This window comes from Arthrobacter rhamnosi (genome assembly GCF_054510975.1).
In genome coordinates this window covers 616,830-632,574 of record NZ_JBTNDN010000001.1, presented here as the reverse complement: position 1 = coordinate 632,574, position 15,745 = coordinate 616,830, and the positions used below count along the sequence as shown (strand labels likewise).

Here is a 15,745-nt window from a genome sequence, read left to right as displayed (position 1 = left end):
CGCCGAAGCCCCTGTCCTCTTGCGAGGGCAGGGGCTTCGTCGTGCTGTTCTCGTTCTGCTGTTCCCGTCGTGCCCGTGCGGACCGCCCGGTCAGGCGTAGGCGCCGAGCAGCCGCACGGATCCGCCGTCGACGCCCTTGGCGCCCTGCACGTAGTCGGGCCCGTCGGTGCTGCCGTTGCCCGCGGCCCGCACGCTGCCCATCACCCAGGACGGCACGCCGGCCGCATTCAGCTGGGCGAGGGCGGCATCCGCGCCGCCGGATCCGACGATCGCGATCATGCCGACGCCGAGGTTGAGTGTGCGCTCGAGGTCCGGCAGGGGCACGGAACCGAGCTGCGAGACGAGCGTGAAGATCGGCGGAAGCTCCCATGTGGAGCGGTCGACGGTCGCTTCGAGCCCGCGGGGGAGCACCCGGGCGAGGTTCGCCGCGAGCCCGCCGCCGGTGACGTGGCTGAAGCCGTGCACCTGCGCTGCGTCCGTGCGGGCCAGCGCGAGGCAGTCGGAGGCGTAGATGCGCGTCGGCTCGAGGAGCTCCTCGCCGAGAGTCCGCCCGAGTTCGGAGACCTGGCGGTCGAGAGCCCAGCCGGCCTGGTTGATGACCCGGCGCACCAGCGAGTAGCCGTTGGAGTGGAGGCCCGAGGACGCCATCCCGATCACGACGTCGCCCTCGCGGACGCGCTCGGGACCGAGGACCCGGTCGGCTTCGACGACGCCGGTGGCGGCGCCCGCGACGTCGTACTCGTGCTCACCGAGCAGCCCCGGGTGTTCCGCGGTCTCACCCCCGACCAGTGCGGTGCCGGCGGCCGAGCAGCCGGCCGCGATGCCGCGGACGATGTCCGCGATGCGCTCGGGGACGACCTTCCCGCACGCGATGTAGTCGGTCATGAAGAGCGGCTCCGCGCCGACCACCACGATGTCATCGACGACCATGCCCACCAGGTCGAACCCGATGGTGTCGTGGATGTCCATCGCCTGCGCGATGGCGACCTTGGTGCCCACGCCGTCGGTCGACGTCGCGAGGAGCGGCCGCGTGTAGGTGAGGAGGCGGGACACGTCGTAGAGCCCGGCGAAACCGCCCACCCCGCCGAGGACCTGCTGGCCGTGCGTTGCGCGCACGGCGTCCTTCATGAGCTCGACGGCGCGGTCACCCGCTTCGACGTCCACTCCTGCGCTGGCATACGTGATGGGGTTGGACGCGCTCATACCCGCTCTTTCTTGTCTTCGTCGGTCAGTACGGCTTCGAATTCGGCGTCCGGCCCCGGATCGCATCCCGTGGCTCCGGACTTGTCGGCAGGATTGGTGCGCTCGAGCAGGTTCTTGCCGAGGCGGTCGTCGTCGGGCAGTTCGATGGGGTACGTCCCGGTGAAGCACGCCGTGCAGAGGCGCTCGCGGGGCTGCTGCGTCGCGTCGATCATGCCGTCCTCGGAGATGTACGCGAGGCTGTCGGCGCCGATGGACTTGCTGATCTCGTCGATCGCGGCACCATTGGCGATCAGCTCGGCGCGCGAGGCGAAGTCGATGCCGTAGAAGCAGGGCCAGCGCACCGGCGGCGAGGAGATCTTGACGTGGACCTCGGCCGCCCCGGCCTCGCGCAGCATGCGGACGACGGCGCGCTGGGTGTTGCCGCGGACGATCGAGTCGTCGACCACGATGATGCGCTTGCCGCGGATGACCGATTCGAGCGCGTTGAGCTTGAGCCGGATGCCGAGCTGGCGCAGGGTCTGGCTGGGCTGGATGAAGGTGCGGCCCACGTAGGCGTTCTTCACGAAACCGTGGGCGAAGGGGATCCCCGACTCCTCGGCGAATCCGACGGCGGCCGGCGTCCCGGACTCCGGGACCGGGATCACGATGTCCGCCGCGGCGGCGTTCTCGCGGGCCAACTGGCGGCCCATCTCGACGCGCGACTCGTACACCGAGCGTCCGGCGATCGCGGCGTCGGGCCGGGCCAGGTACACGTATTCGAAGACGCAGCCCGCGGCGGTCGTCTGCGCGAAGCGGCTGCTGCGCACGCCGTCCTCGTCGATGGCGATGAACTCGCCGGGCTCGATCTCGCGGATGTAGCTCGCGCCGACCGTGGCGAGGGCTGCCTGCTCGGAGGCGACGACCCAGCCGCGCTCGAGGCGGCCGAGGACGAGGGGACGGACGCCGTAGGCGTCGCGCGCGGCGTAGAGGGTGCCCTCGTCCATGAAGACGAAGCAGAAGGCGCCGCGGATGCTCGGCAGCAGGTCCATGGCCGTCTGCTCCAGCGAGCGGCCGTCGTTCCCGGCCAGCAGCGCGGTCACGAGGGCGGTGTCGGTGGTGTTGCCCTGTGCGAGTTCTCCCGCACGGGGCTTGCCGTGGCGGTCGAGGACCATCTGGTACAGCTCGGCGGAGTTCGTGAGGTTGCCGTTGTGCGCGAGGGCGACGGTGCCGGCCGCGGTGGCTCCGAGCGTGGGCTGGGCATTGGCCCAGTGGGAGGACCCGGTGGTGGAGTAACGGCAGTGCCCGACGGCGATGTGGCCGGTCAGGGTGTTGAGCGTCGCCTCGTCGAAGACCTGGGACACCAGGCCCATGTCCTTGTAGACGTTGATCCTGTGGCCGTCGCTGGTGGCGATACCCGCCGATTCCTGCCCGCGGTGCTGCAACGCGTACAGGCCGTAGTAGGTGAGCTTGGCGACCTCCTCACCGGGCGCCCAGACGCCGAAAACACCGCAGGCATCCTGGGGTCCTTTTTCGCCGGGAAGAAGATCATGGGAGAGTTGTCCGTCGCCGCGCACCATGCGCCTATTCTCTCACGGCACGCAATGCCGCCCGCGCGAAGGAAAGCCGGCGCAGGGCATACCTCCGCGGGGTGAGGCGTGCGGCGTGCGTGCCGGTGTTCCGCCCCGGCCCTCCGGGTGCCGGTCAAGCCACGCCGTCGTCGTAGGTGCGCTCCGCACGGGCACGTTCGGCCCGCTTCACGCTCCGCCGGTCGAAGACCAGCACGAGCAGCGCCGCGAGGATCAGGCCCGGGATGGCGAAGGCCACGGTGAAGAAACCGAGGATGGACTCACGGGTGAGCGTGGGATCGGCCGGGCCCGTGTAGGCGAGCACCAGTGCAGCGAGGAAACCGAGGATCGCACCGAGCATCATGAAGGGCACGAACTTCGGTGCCCTCCGGACCGTCACCTCGCGGTAGGCGGGAGCTTCTGCGGCCGCAGGCTCTGTACGAGCCCCGGCGGTGGGTGCGGCGGGAGCGGCAGGTTCGGAGTGGGCATCGCCGGGGCCCGGGGTCGCCGGATCCTCACGGTCGCCGGGGGCCCGCTGCCCGTCCGCCGGCACCGCGCCGTGGGTGTCGGGCTGCTCGGGAGGAGTGGTCGGCGAGTGCTGCTCGGAGGTCATGGTTTAAGGCTACCGGGCGTCAGGGACGCCGCTCGACGAGCTGGTAGCCCGCCTCGCCGAAGACGAGCGTGTAGTCGGTTCCGGGGTAGCGCTGCTCTGCGTGGGCCTCGGCGTCGCTCGGCCGGACGGCACCCCAGCTCCAGTCGTCCGCGTCGACGATGAGGTAGTCCGGTGCCGGGTTGGTGTTGCCGAGCCAGTACACGCGGGTGTCGGGGACGAGGTAGGCCATCAGCACCACCCCGCTCTCCACGGTCGATCCCTCCGGGATGAGGTCCATCATGCGGTGCGCGGCGTCCCAGCGCTCCGACTGCCGGTAGGTCTCCGGCTCCACGAGCACGGTGAACGTCTGCCCGGGCAACAGCACCAGGCAGGCTACGACGGCGGCGGGGATGCCGACCATGGCGGTGCTGCGCACCCAGCTCCGGCGGCTGGCCCGCAGTGTCTGCACGCCGTCCAGGAGGGCGAGGAAGAGCACGGGCATCAGCACGGCGCTGTAGTGCCACTCTGGCCCCCAGTAGCCTCCCTGGCTGGAGGCGAACCGCCACAGGAGGGTCGGGAGCAGCACCAGGCTCAACGAGGAGCGGAGGAACAGGAAACCGCCGGCGACCAGGAGCAGCAGGAGCGTCTCGTGCTTCGCCGTCCCGGAGACGAGGTCGACGACGGCGCCCACGGGGTCGGCGAGCATCGCACCCACGTCGATCCGGTCGGAATAGTCGTACTGCCCGGCGGAGTTCAGGGCCGGGAGGATCAACCGGACCGAGAGGATCAGCCACAGGAGTCCCCAGGCGGACAGCCAGAGCCCCGCGGGGGTGCGGAGGCGCCACGCGAGAACCAGCCCGAGGGCGATGACGGTGAGCCCGAGGTCCTCCTTGACGAAGACGAGCAGCCCGCCCCAGACGACGGCCGGCAGGATGCGGCGCCGCAGGACGGCCTCGAGGCTCAGTGCGAGGAGCGGGACGGCGAACGCGATCTCGTGGAACTGCGCAGCGACGGCCGACTGCAGCCCCCAGGACAGGGCGTAGGCGATGCCGAGCGCTATGCCGGTGACCGGACCGAGGGAGCGTGTGCCGGCCCGTGCCACGACGGCCACCGATAGGGCGAAGAGGAGGTCCTGCACCACCAGGAGAGTGAGGCCCGACGGCGCGACCGCGTACGCGGGCCCCAGCAGCACGAGCAGCGGATGGAAGTGGTCGCCCAGCAGGTTGAAGTCCTCGCCCTTGATGGGGACGATCGGCGCACCGAACCCGGCGTACGCCTTCGCCAGCTGCGTGAAGATCCCCAGGTCCCAGGACGGCGAGCTCAGCCGGTTCCACTGGGTGACGGAGAAGACGGTGTACAGGGCGGCCGCTGCGAGACCGGTCAGCCAGGCACCGAGGGGCTGCTCCCGGACGGCCCGGGCAGTGCGGACCGGGAGGGTGCTCAGGTGGCTGCCCAGGGGGTCCGCCCGGCGCCCGGTGGCGGGCCGCCCGTCTGGGGTAGCGGGCCTTCCGGCCGCGGTCGCGGCGCTCGGCCGCCCGCCCGGCCCCGCGGCGCCGGCCCTCCGGTCCGTGCTCACGTGCGGAGCCCGGCGAGGGGGAGCCAGGCGCTGAGGTCGGCGCGCTGCCCGGACGCAGCGACCTTGCCCGCCGCGACCGCCGACGGCCAGTCCGTGGTGCCCCTGACGAGGGCGAGCCACGTGGTGGCGTCCGTCTCGACGACGTTCGGCGGTGTGCCGCGGGTATGGCGGGGTCCTTCGACGCACTGCGTGACGCCGAAGGGCGGGACACGGACCTCGACGCTGTTGCCGGGAGCCAGCTCGGCGAGTTCCTCCAGCGTGAAGCGCACGGCCGTCGCGATCTCGTTCCGGCCGGCCGAACCGTCCGCCACCCGGGCCAGCGCCCGGCGACCGTCCTCGCCCGCGATGCGTCGTCGTGCCATGGTCCGTTCCTAGTCGAGCAGGGCCAGCACCGGGGCGGCGAGCCGCAGGCTGCCGACGGGGCGTCCGCCGCCGAGGATCGGGGGGACCACCTTCTCGAGGACGGTCCCCACCCTGTCGGCGTCGATGGCGCCGGACGCGGCGAGCAGGGTGAGGCCCACGAGGGTGGCGGCCCGGGAGTTGCCGTCGAGGACCTTCAGGGCCAGGGACGCTCCGGTGCGTGCGGCGAGGACGAGGACGCCTTCCGCCCCGCTCTTGGCGAGGACGCCGAGGTCCTCCATGACCACCGAGTTCTCCATGCCGTTGCCGTGGACGGCCCAGGGGTAGTCGAGCATCGCGGTGGCGATCGTCGCCGCCCGCGCGTCGGCGTGCTTGTCCGAGGGAGCCTTGGCGACCTTGCCGATGCCGCGGGCGAGCCCTGTCAGCGACAGGGCGGCGACGGGGGCGCCGCAGCCGTCGACGCCCCACGCCGCCACGGACTCCTCGGTGTACTCCTCGATGACCGAGGCCACCGAACGTTGGAGCGGGTGCGTGGGCTCGAGGTAGGTCGCGGTGTCCCAGCCGTTCTCGGTGCAGGCCCACAGGAAGGCCGCGTGCTTGCCCGAGCAGTTGAAGGCGATGCGCTGCTTGCCCTTGCCGCTGCGGACCAACTCGTTGCGGGCCTCCTCGTCCTGTGGCCAGTCCTCGGGGCACTGCAGGTCCTCCTCGGTGACGCCGGCGGCATCGAGCATGGTGCGGACCACGTCCATGTGCTCGCGGCTGGCGACATGGCTCGCAGTGGCGAGGGCCACCTGCGGGCCGCGCAGCGGCACACCGGCCTTCATGCTGGCGAGCGCCTGGAAGGGCTTGAGGGTGGAGCGGGGGAAGATCGGGCTGCTGATGTCCCCGAGTTCGGTCACCACGGAGCCGTCCGCCGCCAGGACGACGGCGGCACCGACGTGGCGGGACTCGATGAAGCCGTTGCGTTCGAGGACGGCGAAGTCGACGGCGTCAGCCGTCGTGAAAGTGGAGGGCATGGTCCCAGTATTCCCTACCGGCCGTCGACGTCGGTGCCCGGGCGGCGCGCGGATCCATGGCGTGGGACGCGGCGGCGGTGGTGCCAGGGAGGAGAGTCAGTGGCGGGCGGGGGAGGTACCGTCGTCAGCGCCGTCGACGGCGGGAGGGACGAAGGCGGCGGCGAGGGATTCGGACCCGCGGGCGAGGAGGGCGACGTCGGCGCCGACGAGGATGAAAGACGCCCCCTGGTCGAGGTAGTGATGGGCGGTGGCGGCGTTGAAGGCGTTGACGCCGGCCGGCTTTCCCACGTGGTGAGCTGCAATCAGGCACTGTTCGACGGCGGCGCGCACGTCGGGGTGTTCCTGCTGGCCGAGCAGGCCCATGGACGCGGCGAGGTCGGAGGGCCCGACGAAGATCGCGTCCACGCCGCCGACCGCGAGGATGTCCTCGACCGCGTCCACAGCGGCCACCGATTCGATCTGCACGGTGACGCTGATCGTCCCCGACGCGCGGGCGAGGTACTCCGGGATCCTGTTCCAGCGGGCTGCGCGGGCCAGTGCCGACCCCACGCCCCGGACCCCCTCGGGCGGGTAGCGGGTGGCAGCGACGGCGGCTTCGGCATCGGCGACGGTGTTGACCATGGGGATGAGCAGGTTCTGGATCCCGAGGTCGAGGTACTGCTTGATGAGGACGGTGTCATTGACCGGTGGCCGGACGAGGACCTGCGCCGGGTACCCGGAGACGGCCTGGAGCTGGGCGAGGATCGATTCGAGCCCGTTGGGGCTGTGCTCGGCGTCGACGAGCAGCCAGTCCAGTCCCGATCCGGCGCAGATCTCGGCGACGAGCGGGCTGCCCGAGCATACCCACATGCCGGCGAGCGGTCGGCCGGCAGCAGCCAGTGCCTCCGCGAAGGTGGGTCCTAGACGAAGCGGCATGTGACGGCTCCCAGGGGTCCGTAGTCGGCGTGGACGGTATCGCCCTCGTAGACCCACAGGGGTCGGGTGAAGGACCCGGCGAGGATGATGTCCCCGGCCTTCAGGCCATCGCCGTGGGGGGCGATCTTGTTCGCGAGCCAGTGCACGCCCGCGGCGGGATGGCCGAGCACCCCCGCTGCTACGCCGGTCTCCTCGACGATCTGGTTCTTGTAGAGGATGGCGGACACCCAGCGGAGGTCGACGGCGTCGGGCCGCACCGGCCTGCCGCCGACCACCATGGCACCCATGGCCGCGTTGTCGGAGATGGTGTCCACGATCGTCCGGCCCTCCATCTCGATCCGCGAGTCCAGGATCTCCAGGGCCGGCACGACGTAGTCGGTGGCGGTGAGGACATCGAAGATCGTGCAGCCCGGACCGGTGAGATCGGCTTTCAGCACGAACGCGAGCTCCACCTCCACACGAGGGTGCGTGTACGCATCCCACGCCACCGAGCACCCGGTCTCGAGGACCATGTCGTCGAAGATCGCGCCGTAGTCCGGCTCCGTGATGCCCGTGGCCGCCTGCATCGCCCTGCTCGTGAGGCCGATCTTCCGTCCCACGAGCGTGCGGCCGGCGTCTTCGTTGCGTTGCCGCCACAACCGCTGGACGGCGTAGGAATCCTCCACCGTCATGTCCGGGTAGCGGGCGGTCAGCAGTGGGACAGGAACCCGGCTCCGGCCGGCCGCCAGCAGCTCATCGGCAATGGATTCGATCGTCGTGTCGTCCAGCATGGCTACAGCTGCGTCCCGAGCTTGAAGCTCTCGGCTGACGCGTCGCCGTCCTTGCGGGTGTAGGAGAAGCCGTCAGCACCGACGGTCACTGCCTGCTCGCTCTTATCCTCCCGCTCGATGACGGTCTGGGGGTTCCCGTCGAGGTCCAGGACGAGGGACGCCTCGGTGTACCAGGACGGCACGACGGCGTTGCCCCACCAGTCGCGGCGCTGGTTGTCGTGCACGTCCCAGGTGATGGTCGGGTTGTCCGGGTCTCCCGTGTAGTAGTCCTGCGTGTAGATCTCGATGCGGTGACCGTCGGGATCGAGGATGTAGAGGTAGAAGGCGTTGGAGACGCCGTGGCGTCCGGGTCCGCGCTCGATGCGGTCGCTGATGCGCAGGGCGCCCATCTTGTCGCAGATCTGGATGATGTTGTGCTTCTCGTGGGTGGCGAACGCGACGTGGTGCATGCGCGGTCCGTTGCCGCCGGTGAGCGCGGTGTCGTGGACGGTCTGCTTGCGGTGCATCCATGCGGCGTAGGTGACGCCGTCGGAGTCCTGGATGTCCTCCGAGACGCGGAAGCCGAGGTCCTCGAGGTACGCCCGGCCGCGCGGCACGTCAGGGGTGACCTGGTTGAAGTGGTCCAGGCGCACCAGTTCACCCGCGGAGTAGAGGTCGTAGCGCTGGGTGAGGCGTTCGACGTGCTGCACGTCGTAGAAGAACTCGTAGGGGAAGCCCAGCGGGTCCTCGACGCGCACGGAATCCCCGACGCCCTTGGTGAAGCCGTCGGGTCGGCGTTCGGTGCGGCAGCCCAGCTCCGTGTAGTACGCCTCGGCGGCGTCGACCTCCGCCGGTGACCTCACACGGTAGGCCAGGGCGGCGACGGCGGCCACGGGTCCCTTGCGGAGCACGAGGTTGTGGTGGATGAACTCCTCCAGCGACCGGAGATAGATCGCGTTCCCGTCCTCCTCGGTGACGTGCAGGCCGAGGACGTCGACGTAGAACTCGCGCGATTGCGCGAGGTCGGTGACCACGATCTCCATGTAGGCGCAGCGGACGATGTCCGGGGCGGGGAGGGAGGGGGTGGGGACGAAATCAGTCATCGGTCGTCTCTTCTTCGAGCAGGGATGGGGTGGAAGGACTCAGCCCTCGTTGGCAGCGGAGTCCTTGGCGCTGCCGAACTTCGGTGTGTGGACGGTGCCGAGGGTGATGTGCACGGCCTGCTGGTCGGTGTAGAAGTCGATGGAGCGGTAGCCGCCCTCGTGGCCGAGCCCGGAGGCCTTGACGCCGCCGAAGGGGGTGCGGAGGTCGCGGACGTTGTGGCTGTTCAGCCACACCATCCCCGCTTCGACGTCGGAGGAGAAGGTGTGGGCACGGGTCAGGTTCTGCGTCCAGATGTACGCGGCGAGTCCGTAGCGTGTGTTGTTGGCGAGGTCCAGGGCTTCGTCGTCGTCGTCGAACGGCGTGATGGTGACGACGGGGCCGAAGATCTCCTCCTGGAAGATCCGCGCATCGGGCGCCACATCGGCGAAGACGGTCGGGGCGATGTAGTTGCCGTGCGGAAGATGGTCGGGACGGCCGCCGCCCGCCAGGAGGCGACCTTCGGTCTTGCCGATCTCCACGTAGGACGCGACCTTGTCGTAGTGCTCGGGGTGGACGAGGGCACCGACCTCGGTGTTCGGGTCGTGCGGGTCGCCGACGACGATGGTCTTCGCCCTCGCTGCGTATTTCCCGCAGAACTCGTCGTAGACCGGGCGTTCGACGAGGATGCGGGAGCCGGCGGTGCAGCGTTCGCCATTGAGGGAGAACACCCCGAAGAGGGCCGAATCGATGGCGGCGTCGAGGTCCGCGTCGGCGAAGACGACGCACGGGGACTTGCCGCCGAGTTCCATCGAGAGTCCCTTGAGGTTCGCTGCGGCGTTCCGGAAGATCGTCCGGCCGGTGGTGGTCTCGCCCGTGAAGGAGATGAGCGGCACGTCGGGGTGCTTCACGAGCGCGTCGCCGGCTTCCTCGCCGAGTCCGTGAACGAGGTTGAACACGCCGTCGGGCAGGCCGGCGTCCTGGAAGATCTGCGCCCAGAGCGATGCCGAGAGGGGCGTGAATTCGGCGGGCTTCAGGACCACGGTGTTGCCGGTCGCCAGGGCGGGAGCGAGCTTCCAGGACTCCAGCATGAAGGGCGTGTTCCAGGGAGTGATGAGCCCGGCGACACCGATGGGCTTGCGGTTCACGTAGTTGAGCTGCGTCCCGGGCACCTTCATGGCGTCGTCGAACTGGGCGACGATGAGATCCGCGAAGAAGCGGAAGTTCTCCGCCGCGCGGAGCGCCTGGCCCCTGGCCTGCGTGATGGGCAGCCCGGTGTCGAAGGTCTCGAGCTCGGCGAGCCGTTCCTCCTGGGCCTCGACGGCGTCGGCGATCCGGTTGAGGACGCGGGCGCGCTCACGGGCCTTCATCCTCGGCCAGGGCCCGTTCCTGAAGGCCGCCCGTGCTGCCGCTACCGCGAGGTCGATGTCCTCCTTCTGCCCGGCCGCGGCTGTGGCGTAGGTCGTGTTGGACACCGGGTCGAGGACGTCGAACGTCGTCCCTCCGATCGAGTCGACGAACCTGCCCCCGATGTAGTGCTGGATGGACGAGGGCAGGCTCTCGGGCACGTAGTGCCGGACGGCTGCGGCAGGGCTGGTCATGGTGTGTCCTTCCGGGAATCGGCGCCCGTCCGAGCGAGGTAGGCGTCGAGGGTGGCACTGCGGTGGAGGCGGGCGGCGCGTTCTATCTCGGCGGCGTCTGCCCCGGACTCGATGAGCCGGAGGAGTGCCTCGTGTTCGTCGACGGACTCGTGGGCGCGTCCGGGAACGAAGCGGAAGGTCGAGGAGCGCAGGGAGGCGAGGCGCGCCCAGCCGCGATGGACGAGGTCCAGCATGTGCGGGTTCGGGCAATTCTCGAACAGGACGCTGTGGAAATCCTGGTTCAGACGGGTGAAGCGCACGGGGTCGAAGTGCTGCAGGCAGTCGCGCATGTCGTCATTGACGGCGCGGGCCCGCGCGATGTCAGCGGGACTGATCAGGGGAATGGACAGGGCGGTTGCCGCGCCCTCGATGATGCTGAGGGTCTGCATCGCATAGAGGTACTCGGTGGGGTCGATGCCCGCGACCGTCGCACCGACGTTGCGTTGGAAGGTCACGAGACCTTCCGCCTCGAGCCTCCGGATCGCCTCGCGGACGGGTACTACGCTGACCCCGAGGTCCTCGGCGATCCTGGCGAGGACCAGGCGGAAGCCGGGGGAGTACGTACCGTCGGCGATGCGCGCCTTCAGGGAGTTGTAGGCCCGCTCTGACTTGCTGCTGCTCGTGGCCGTTCCTGCATCACGCATGGTCGGTCTTCTGTTCCTCATAGCGGGCCCGCCATGCTGCGTTCATGGGGTAGAGCCCCTCCACCCCGTGCCCTTCGCGGATCATGTCGGCGATGAAGACCTCCTCGTGTTCCTGTGCCAGGGAGTCGTCGGCGAGTTCCTCCGCGAGGGCAGGGGGGATGACGAGGATGCCGTCGGCGTCGGCGACGATGATGTCGCCGGGCTGGACGGTGGCGCCGCCGCAGGCGATGGTGATGTCCGTGTCCCACGGGATGTGGCGGCGCCCGAGGACGGCCGGGTGGGGGTTGGCGTAGTAGGCGGGCATGTCCATGGCCGAGACGGCGGCGACGTCGCGGATGCCGCCGTCGGTGACGATGGCCGCGGCACCGCGCACCTGCGCCCGGAGGGCCAGGATGTCGCCGATGGTGCCGGTTCCCTTCTCCCCGCGTGCTTCCATGACGAGGATCTCGCCCGCGTCGATGGAGTCGATGGCCCGTTTCTGGGCGTTGTAACCGCCGCCGTATTCCGTGAAGAGGTCCTCCCTGTTCGGGACGTAGCGCAGCGTACGGGCCAGGCCGACCACGCGGCGGTCGGGGCGGGTCGATGTGAGGCCGTCGATGCTGACGTTGTTCAGGCCACGCTTGCGCAGCTGGGAGGACAGCGTCGCCGTGGCGACTGCTTCGAGCTTCTTCTTCAGGTCAGGGGTCAGGACCGACGGGCGCGGGGAGAGCCCTGCTGCTTCCCGGGATCCGTAGGCTTCCTCACGCTGCACGTCGTCGGTCTTCGGCTGCGCGCCGAGATCCGCGAAGGGAACGGTTCCGTCCGTCACGCTGGTGACGAGGCGGCCGGTGGTGAGTCCGCCGCCGATCTCCGTGACCTCGACCTCGAGTGTGTCGCCCGGAACCGCGACCGACGCTCCCGCCGGCGTGCCGGTGAGGATGATGTCACCGGTCTCGAGCGTCAGGAGCTGGGACAGGTCGGCGATGAGCCGCGCGAACGGGAACAGCAGGTGTGCGGTGGTGTCGTCCTGTACCAGGACACCGTTGTGCCAGGTGCGGACGCGGAGGCCGGCAGGATCGACGCCGTCGGCCGGGATCAATCCCGGTCCCACCGGCGTGAATCCGTCGCCGCCCTTGGACCGGAGGTTCGAGCCCCTGTCCGCGTGGCGGAGGTCGTAGACGCCGAGGTCGTTGCTCGCCGTCACCCATGCCACGTGGTTCCAGGCGTCCGGAAGGGGTACGCGCCGGGCCGGTGGTCCGATCACCAGCGCTATCTCGCCCTCGAAGCCGAGCAGTTCGCAGCCCGCAGGCCGTTCCACCGTGCGGTTCGTGAGGGCGAGGGACGACGACGGCTTCAGGAAGTAGGACGGCTGCTCGGGGACGCGACCCCGCTGGGCAGCGCGGCTGGGGTAGTTGAGGTGGACCGCGATGACCTTGCGGGCCGTAGCCAGCATTTCCTGCGCCACTTCCTGCATAGTCCGCTCCTTCGGGGACTCATCAGATATGAAATCGTATACGGACCCTAGGTCGGGACGACGCCGCCGTCAAGGGTCCCTCCGAAGGGGGAAGGGCACCCGCTGTTGCCTGCGCTCCTCTTCGGAATTAGCGTTCAGGTGCAACAGTAGAACGAGTAGTTCGGACATCGAGCACGACCAGCGTGGCATCACGACGAAGTGAGGAAAGCCCGTGCAATTCCACCACCATGGTTACGTCTCCGGTGATCCCCGTACCCGGCCCGCAGCAGGGGTCGGAGTGGAGCGGCCTGCAGATCTTCCGAACGACGTCGACGTCCTGATCGTCGGCACCGGGCCGGCCGGCATGATCACAGCCGCGCAGCTCTCGCAGTTCCCGGGCATCACCACGCGGATTGTCGAACGTCGACCTGAACGGCTGGCCATCGGTCAGGCCGACGGCATCCAGGCCCGGAGCGTCGAGACGTTCCAGGCGTTCGGGTTCGCCCAGCGGATCACCGAGGAGGCCTACCGGATCGTCGAGATGGCCTTTTGGAAGCCGGACGCGAAGGATCCCTCGCGCATCGTCCGGACGGCCCGCCCCGAGGACGATCCGACGGGCATCAGCGAGTTCCCCCACCTCATCGTCAACCAGGCGCGGGTCCTGGACTACTTCGCCGAATTCATGAAGAACTCCCCGACCCGGATGGAGCCCGACTACGGGTACGAATTCGTCCGGCTTCAGGTCGATGACGACGCCGAGTACCCGGTGACGGTGACGCTCGTCGGGACGGCGGGGGAGCGGCAGGGACAGGAGCGCGTCGTCCGGGCGAAGTACGTGGTGGGGGCCGACGGTGCCCGCAGCAAGGTCCGCCAGGCGATCGGCTGCACGCTCGCCGGGGACAAGGCCAACCACGCCTGGGGTGTCATGGACGTCCTCGCCGTCACCGATTTTCCCGACATCCGGCGAAAGTGCGCCATCCAGTCCGGGAACGGTGGCAGCATTCTGCTGATCCCCCGCGAGGGCGGACATCTCTTCCGCATGTACGTCGACCTCGGCGAAACGGACCCGCACGACAACGGCGCCGTCCGGCGCACGACCATCGAGCAGATCATCGCCAAGGCCAATGCCATCCTCAGCCCCTACCGGCTGGACGTGCGCGACGTCCCCTGGCACAGCGTCTACGAGGTGGGGCACCGCCTGACCGATCGATTCGACGACGTCCTCCCCGCTGACATCGGTACCCGGACGCCGCGCGTGTTCATCACGGGGGACGCCTGCCACACGCACAGCGCGAAGGCCGGTCAGGGGATGAACGTCTCCATGCAGGACGGCTTCAATATCGGCTGGAAGCTCGGCCACGTGCTCGAGGGCCGCAGCCCGGAGAGCCTGCTGGCGACCTACTCGGCCGAGCGCCAGGTCGTGGCGAAGAACCTCATCGATTTCGACAGGCAGTGGTCCACCCTCATGGCCAGGAAGCCGGAAGAGTTCGACGACCCCTCCGAGCTCGAGCATTTCTACGTCCGGACACAGGAGTTCCCGGCGGGCTTCATGACGCAGTACCAGCCCTCCATGCTCATCGCGGAACCGGTGCACCAGGATCTCGCGCGGGGCTTCCCGATCGGCAAGCGGTTCAAGTCCGCCCCCGTCGTGCGGGTCTGTGACGGCATCCCGATGCACCTCGGACACCATGCGGTTGCCGACGGGCGGTGGCGTATCTACGTCTTCGCGGATGGGGCGGCAGCGGGCGCTTCGTCCACGACGGCCGGGTTCGCCGACTGGCTCATGACGGCACCCGGATCGCCCCTGGCTGCCACGCCGGAAGGCGCGGACGCGGACGCGTGGTTCGACGTGAAAGTGGTCTACCAGCAGGACCACACAAAGGTGGACCTAAGCGTGGTGCCGGTTGCCTTCAAGCCGGCGGTCGGGCCCTTCGGGCTCACCGACTACGAGAAGGTCTATGCGACGGATCCGGCTGCGGACATCTTCGACCTCCGTCGGCTCGACCGTTCCGGGGTGGTGGTCGTGGTCCGCCCCGACCAGTATGTCGCCGCCGTGGCTCCCCTCGACGCTACCGGCGAGCTCGAGCAGTTCTTCGCGGGCCTCCGCTCGCGCGGAACAGCCCGCCACCTGGGGGAGGTCCGGTGAGCGGCGAGACTTCGGGTACGGCAGCGGCGGGTCCCTACAGCTGGCCTCCGGTGAAGCGCGGTATCCGCTTCTGCTGGAACGCTGCGAAGCCCTCGGCGTAGTCGGCGCTGCCGCAGAGCCGGCCCTGCACGCGGTTCTCGTGCTCGAGCGACTCCCACAGTCCCAGCCGCTGGTCGCGGATCTGGGCCACGAGTTCGCGCGATGCGAGGAAGGCCTGTGTGGGCCCGTCGGCCACTGCTGCCGCCCTGGCACGGGTGAACTCGAGCAACTCGTCTGCTGCAAGGGATCGGCTGAAGAGGCCGGAGCGTACTGCTTCGGCTCCGGTCATGAGGTCGGCGGTGTAGATCAGGTCCAGTGCGCGGTGGGCGCCGAGCCGCTCGGTGAACAGCGCGTGCCCACCGGAGTCGAGGGTGGCACCGAGCCGTGCGAAGGGGGACCCGATTTTCGCCGTGTCCGCGACGTACACGACGTCGGTGGCGATGGCCAGGCCCAGTCCCAGCCCGAGGCAGGCGCCCTGGACCGCGGCGAAGGTGGGGGCGGGAAAGCTGCTCATGGCGCGCAGCAGGGGGGTGACCTGCTCCGCGAGGAACCCGTAGGCGTCGTCGACCGCCGGGTCGACGGCGGAGATGTCCCGGCCGGCGCAGAAGCCGCGGCCCTCGCCCCGCAGGATCAGGGCCCGCACTCCGGCCCGTCCGGCCTCGGCGTACGCGTCGCCGAGTTCCTCGAGGGCCGCCTCGTCGAGGGAGTTCATCCGGTCCGGCGCGTTCAGCACCACTTCGGCCACGGGCCCGTGGATCAGCAGGTCGATCATGGTCGCTCCTTCGCAACGGAGCCGGAGACAGAGGGCC

The 15,745-nt window shown here is 69.6% G+C and carries 14 protein-coding genes; 1 reads left to right on the top strand and 13 read right to left on the bottom strand.

Going from position 1 to position 15,745, the window contains the following annotated elements:
• Positions 1-90: 90 nt before the first annotated feature.
• The 12 genes from purM to ACX80J_RS02900 all read right to left on the bottom strand — a co-directional run bounded on the left by purM (position 91) and on the right by ACX80J_RS02900 (position 12,772).
• A complete protein-coding gene (gene purM, locus ACX80J_RS02955) occupies positions 91-1,203 on the bottom strand; it encodes a phosphoribosylformylglycinamidine cyclo-ligase (protein ID WP_459346759.1) in 1,113 nt (370 codons plus the stop codon).
• Complete coding sequence (gene purF / locus ACX80J_RS02950) at positions 1,200-2,759, bottom strand: amidophosphoribosyltransferase (protein ID WP_459346758.1); 1,560 nt, start codon at positions 2,757-2,759, stop codon at positions 1,200-1,202. The genes purM and purF overlap by 4 nt, the downstream gene beginning before the upstream one ends.
• 124 nt (positions 2,760-2,883) lie before the next feature.
• Positions 2,884-3,360, bottom strand: coding sequence for a hypothetical protein (locus tag ACX80J_RS02945; protein ID WP_459345640.1), 477 nt, complete (start codon positions 3,358-3,360; stop codon positions 2,884-2,886).
• Positions 3,361-3,379: 19 nt separating this feature from the next.
• Positions 3,380-4,915 (bottom strand): DUF2079 domain-containing protein, encoded by a 1,536-nt coding sequence (locus ACX80J_RS02940; RefSeq protein ID WP_459345639.1) that lies wholly within the window; start codon positions 4,913-4,915, stop codon positions 3,380-3,382.
• Positions 4,912-5,277, bottom strand: coding sequence for a sterol carrier family protein (locus ACX80J_RS02935; RefSeq protein ID WP_459345638.1), 366 nt, complete (start codon positions 5,275-5,277; stop codon positions 4,912-4,914). The genes ACX80J_RS02940 and ACX80J_RS02935 overlap by 4 nt, the downstream gene beginning before the upstream one ends.
• Before the next feature lie 9 nt (positions 5,278-5,286).
• On the bottom strand, positions 5,287-6,291 hold the full coding sequence (locus ACX80J_RS02930) for an asparaginase (protein WP_459345637.1): 1,005 nt from the start codon (positions 6,289-6,291) through the stop codon (positions 5,287-5,289).
• Positions 6,292-6,387: 96 nt separating this feature from the next.
• Complete coding sequence (locus tag ACX80J_RS02925; protein WP_459345636.1) at positions 6,388-7,206, bottom strand: HpcH/HpaI aldolase family protein; 819 nt, start codon at positions 7,204-7,206, stop codon at positions 6,388-6,390.
• Entirely contained in the window at positions 7,191-7,976 is a 786-nt protein-coding gene (hpaH, locus tag ACX80J_RS02920; RefSeq protein WP_459345635.1) for a 2-oxo-hept-4-ene-1,7-dioate hydratase, read from the bottom strand. Before hpaH ends, ACX80J_RS02925 begins: the two co-directional genes overlap by 16 nt.
• A 2-nt stretch (positions 7,977-7,978) precedes the next feature.
• Positions 7,979-9,058: a 3,4-dihydroxyphenylacetate 2,3-dioxygenase gene (hpaD, locus tag ACX80J_RS02915; protein ID WP_459345634.1), complete on the bottom strand. Its 1,080-nt coding sequence runs from the start codon at positions 9,056-9,058 to the stop codon at positions 7,979-7,981.
• A 39-nt stretch (positions 9,059-9,097) separates the two neighbouring features.
• The gene (hpaE, locus tag ACX80J_RS02910) at positions 9,098-10,636 is read right to left on the bottom strand and encodes a 5-carboxymethyl-2-hydroxymuconate semialdehyde dehydrogenase (protein ID WP_459346757.1); all 1,539 of its coding nucleotides are present in this window, start codon (positions 10,634-10,636) and stop codon (positions 9,098-9,100) included.
• Positions 10,633-11,319, bottom strand: coding sequence for a GntR family transcriptional regulator (locus tag ACX80J_RS02905; protein ID WP_459345632.1), 687 nt, complete (start codon positions 11,317-11,319; stop codon positions 10,633-10,635). Before ACX80J_RS02905 ends, hpaE begins: the two co-directional genes overlap by 4 nt.
• A complete protein-coding gene (locus ACX80J_RS02900; RefSeq protein WP_459345631.1) occupies positions 11,312-12,772 on the bottom strand; it encodes a fumarylacetoacetate hydrolase family protein in 1,461 nt (486 codons plus the stop codon). Before ACX80J_RS02900 ends, ACX80J_RS02905 begins: the two co-directional genes overlap by 8 nt.
• Positions 12,773-12,983: 211 nt before the next feature.
• Here ACX80J_RS02900 and ACX80J_RS02895 point away from each other — a divergent pair, with 211 nt between their 5' ends.
• Positions 12,984-14,897, top strand: a complete 1,914-nt coding sequence (locus tag ACX80J_RS02895; protein WP_459345630.1) for an FAD-binding monooxygenase — start codon at positions 12,984-12,986, stop codon at positions 14,895-14,897.
• Positions 14,898-14,931: 34 nt separating this feature from the next.
• Here the strand turns inward: ACX80J_RS02895 and ACX80J_RS02890 are convergent, their stop codons facing one another.
• Positions 14,932-15,708 (bottom strand): enoyl-CoA hydratase/isomerase family protein, encoded by a 777-nt coding sequence (locus ACX80J_RS02890; RefSeq protein WP_459345629.1) that lies wholly within the window; start codon positions 15,706-15,708, stop codon positions 14,932-14,934.
• Positions 15,709-15,745 lie beyond the last annotated feature (37 nt).

Coding starts and splice junctions, on each gene's coding strand:
- purM (WP_459346759.1), bottom strand. CDS start 1,203: ATGAGCGCGTCCAACCCCATCACGTATGCCAGCGCAGGAGTGGACGTC.
- purF (WP_459346758.1), bottom strand. CDS start 2,759: ATGGTGCGCGGCGACGGACAACTCTCCCATGATCTTCTTCCCGGCGAA.
- ACX80J_RS02945 (WP_459345640.1), bottom strand. CDS start 3,360: ATGACCTCCGAGCAGCACTCGCCGACCACTCCTCCCGAGCAGCCCGAC.
- ACX80J_RS02935 (WP_459345638.1), bottom strand. CDS start 5,277: ATGGCACGACGACGCATCGCGGGCGAGGACGGTCGCCGGGCGCTGGCC.
- ACX80J_RS02930 (WP_459345637.1), bottom strand. CDS start 6,291: ATGCCCTCCACTTTCACGACGGCTGACGCCGTCGACTTCGCCGTCCTC.
- ACX80J_RS02925 (WP_459345636.1), bottom strand. CDS start 7,206: ATGCCGCTTCGTCTAGGACCCACCTTCGCGGAGGCACTGGCTGCTGCC.
- hpaH (WP_459345635.1), bottom strand. CDS start 7,976: ATGCTGGACGACACGACGATCGAATCCATTGCCGATGAGCTGCTGGCG.
- hpaD (WP_459345634.1), bottom strand. CDS start 9,058: ATGACTGATTTCGTCCCCACCCCCTCCCTCCCCGCCCCGGACATCGTC.
- hpaE (WP_459346757.1), bottom strand. CDS start 10,636: ATGACCAGCCCTGCCGCAGCCGTCCGGCACTACGTGCCCGAGAGCCTG.
- ACX80J_RS02905 (WP_459345632.1), bottom strand. CDS start 11,319: ATGCGTGATGCAGGAACGGCCACGAGCAGCAGCAAGTCAGAGCGGGCC.
- ACX80J_RS02900 (WP_459345631.1), bottom strand. CDS start 12,772: ATGCAGGAAGTGGCGCAGGAAATGCTGGCTACGGCCCGCAAGGTCATC.
- ACX80J_RS02890 (WP_459345629.1), bottom strand. CDS start 15,708: ATGATCGACCTGCTGATCCACGGGCCCGTGGCCGAAGTGGTGCTGAAC.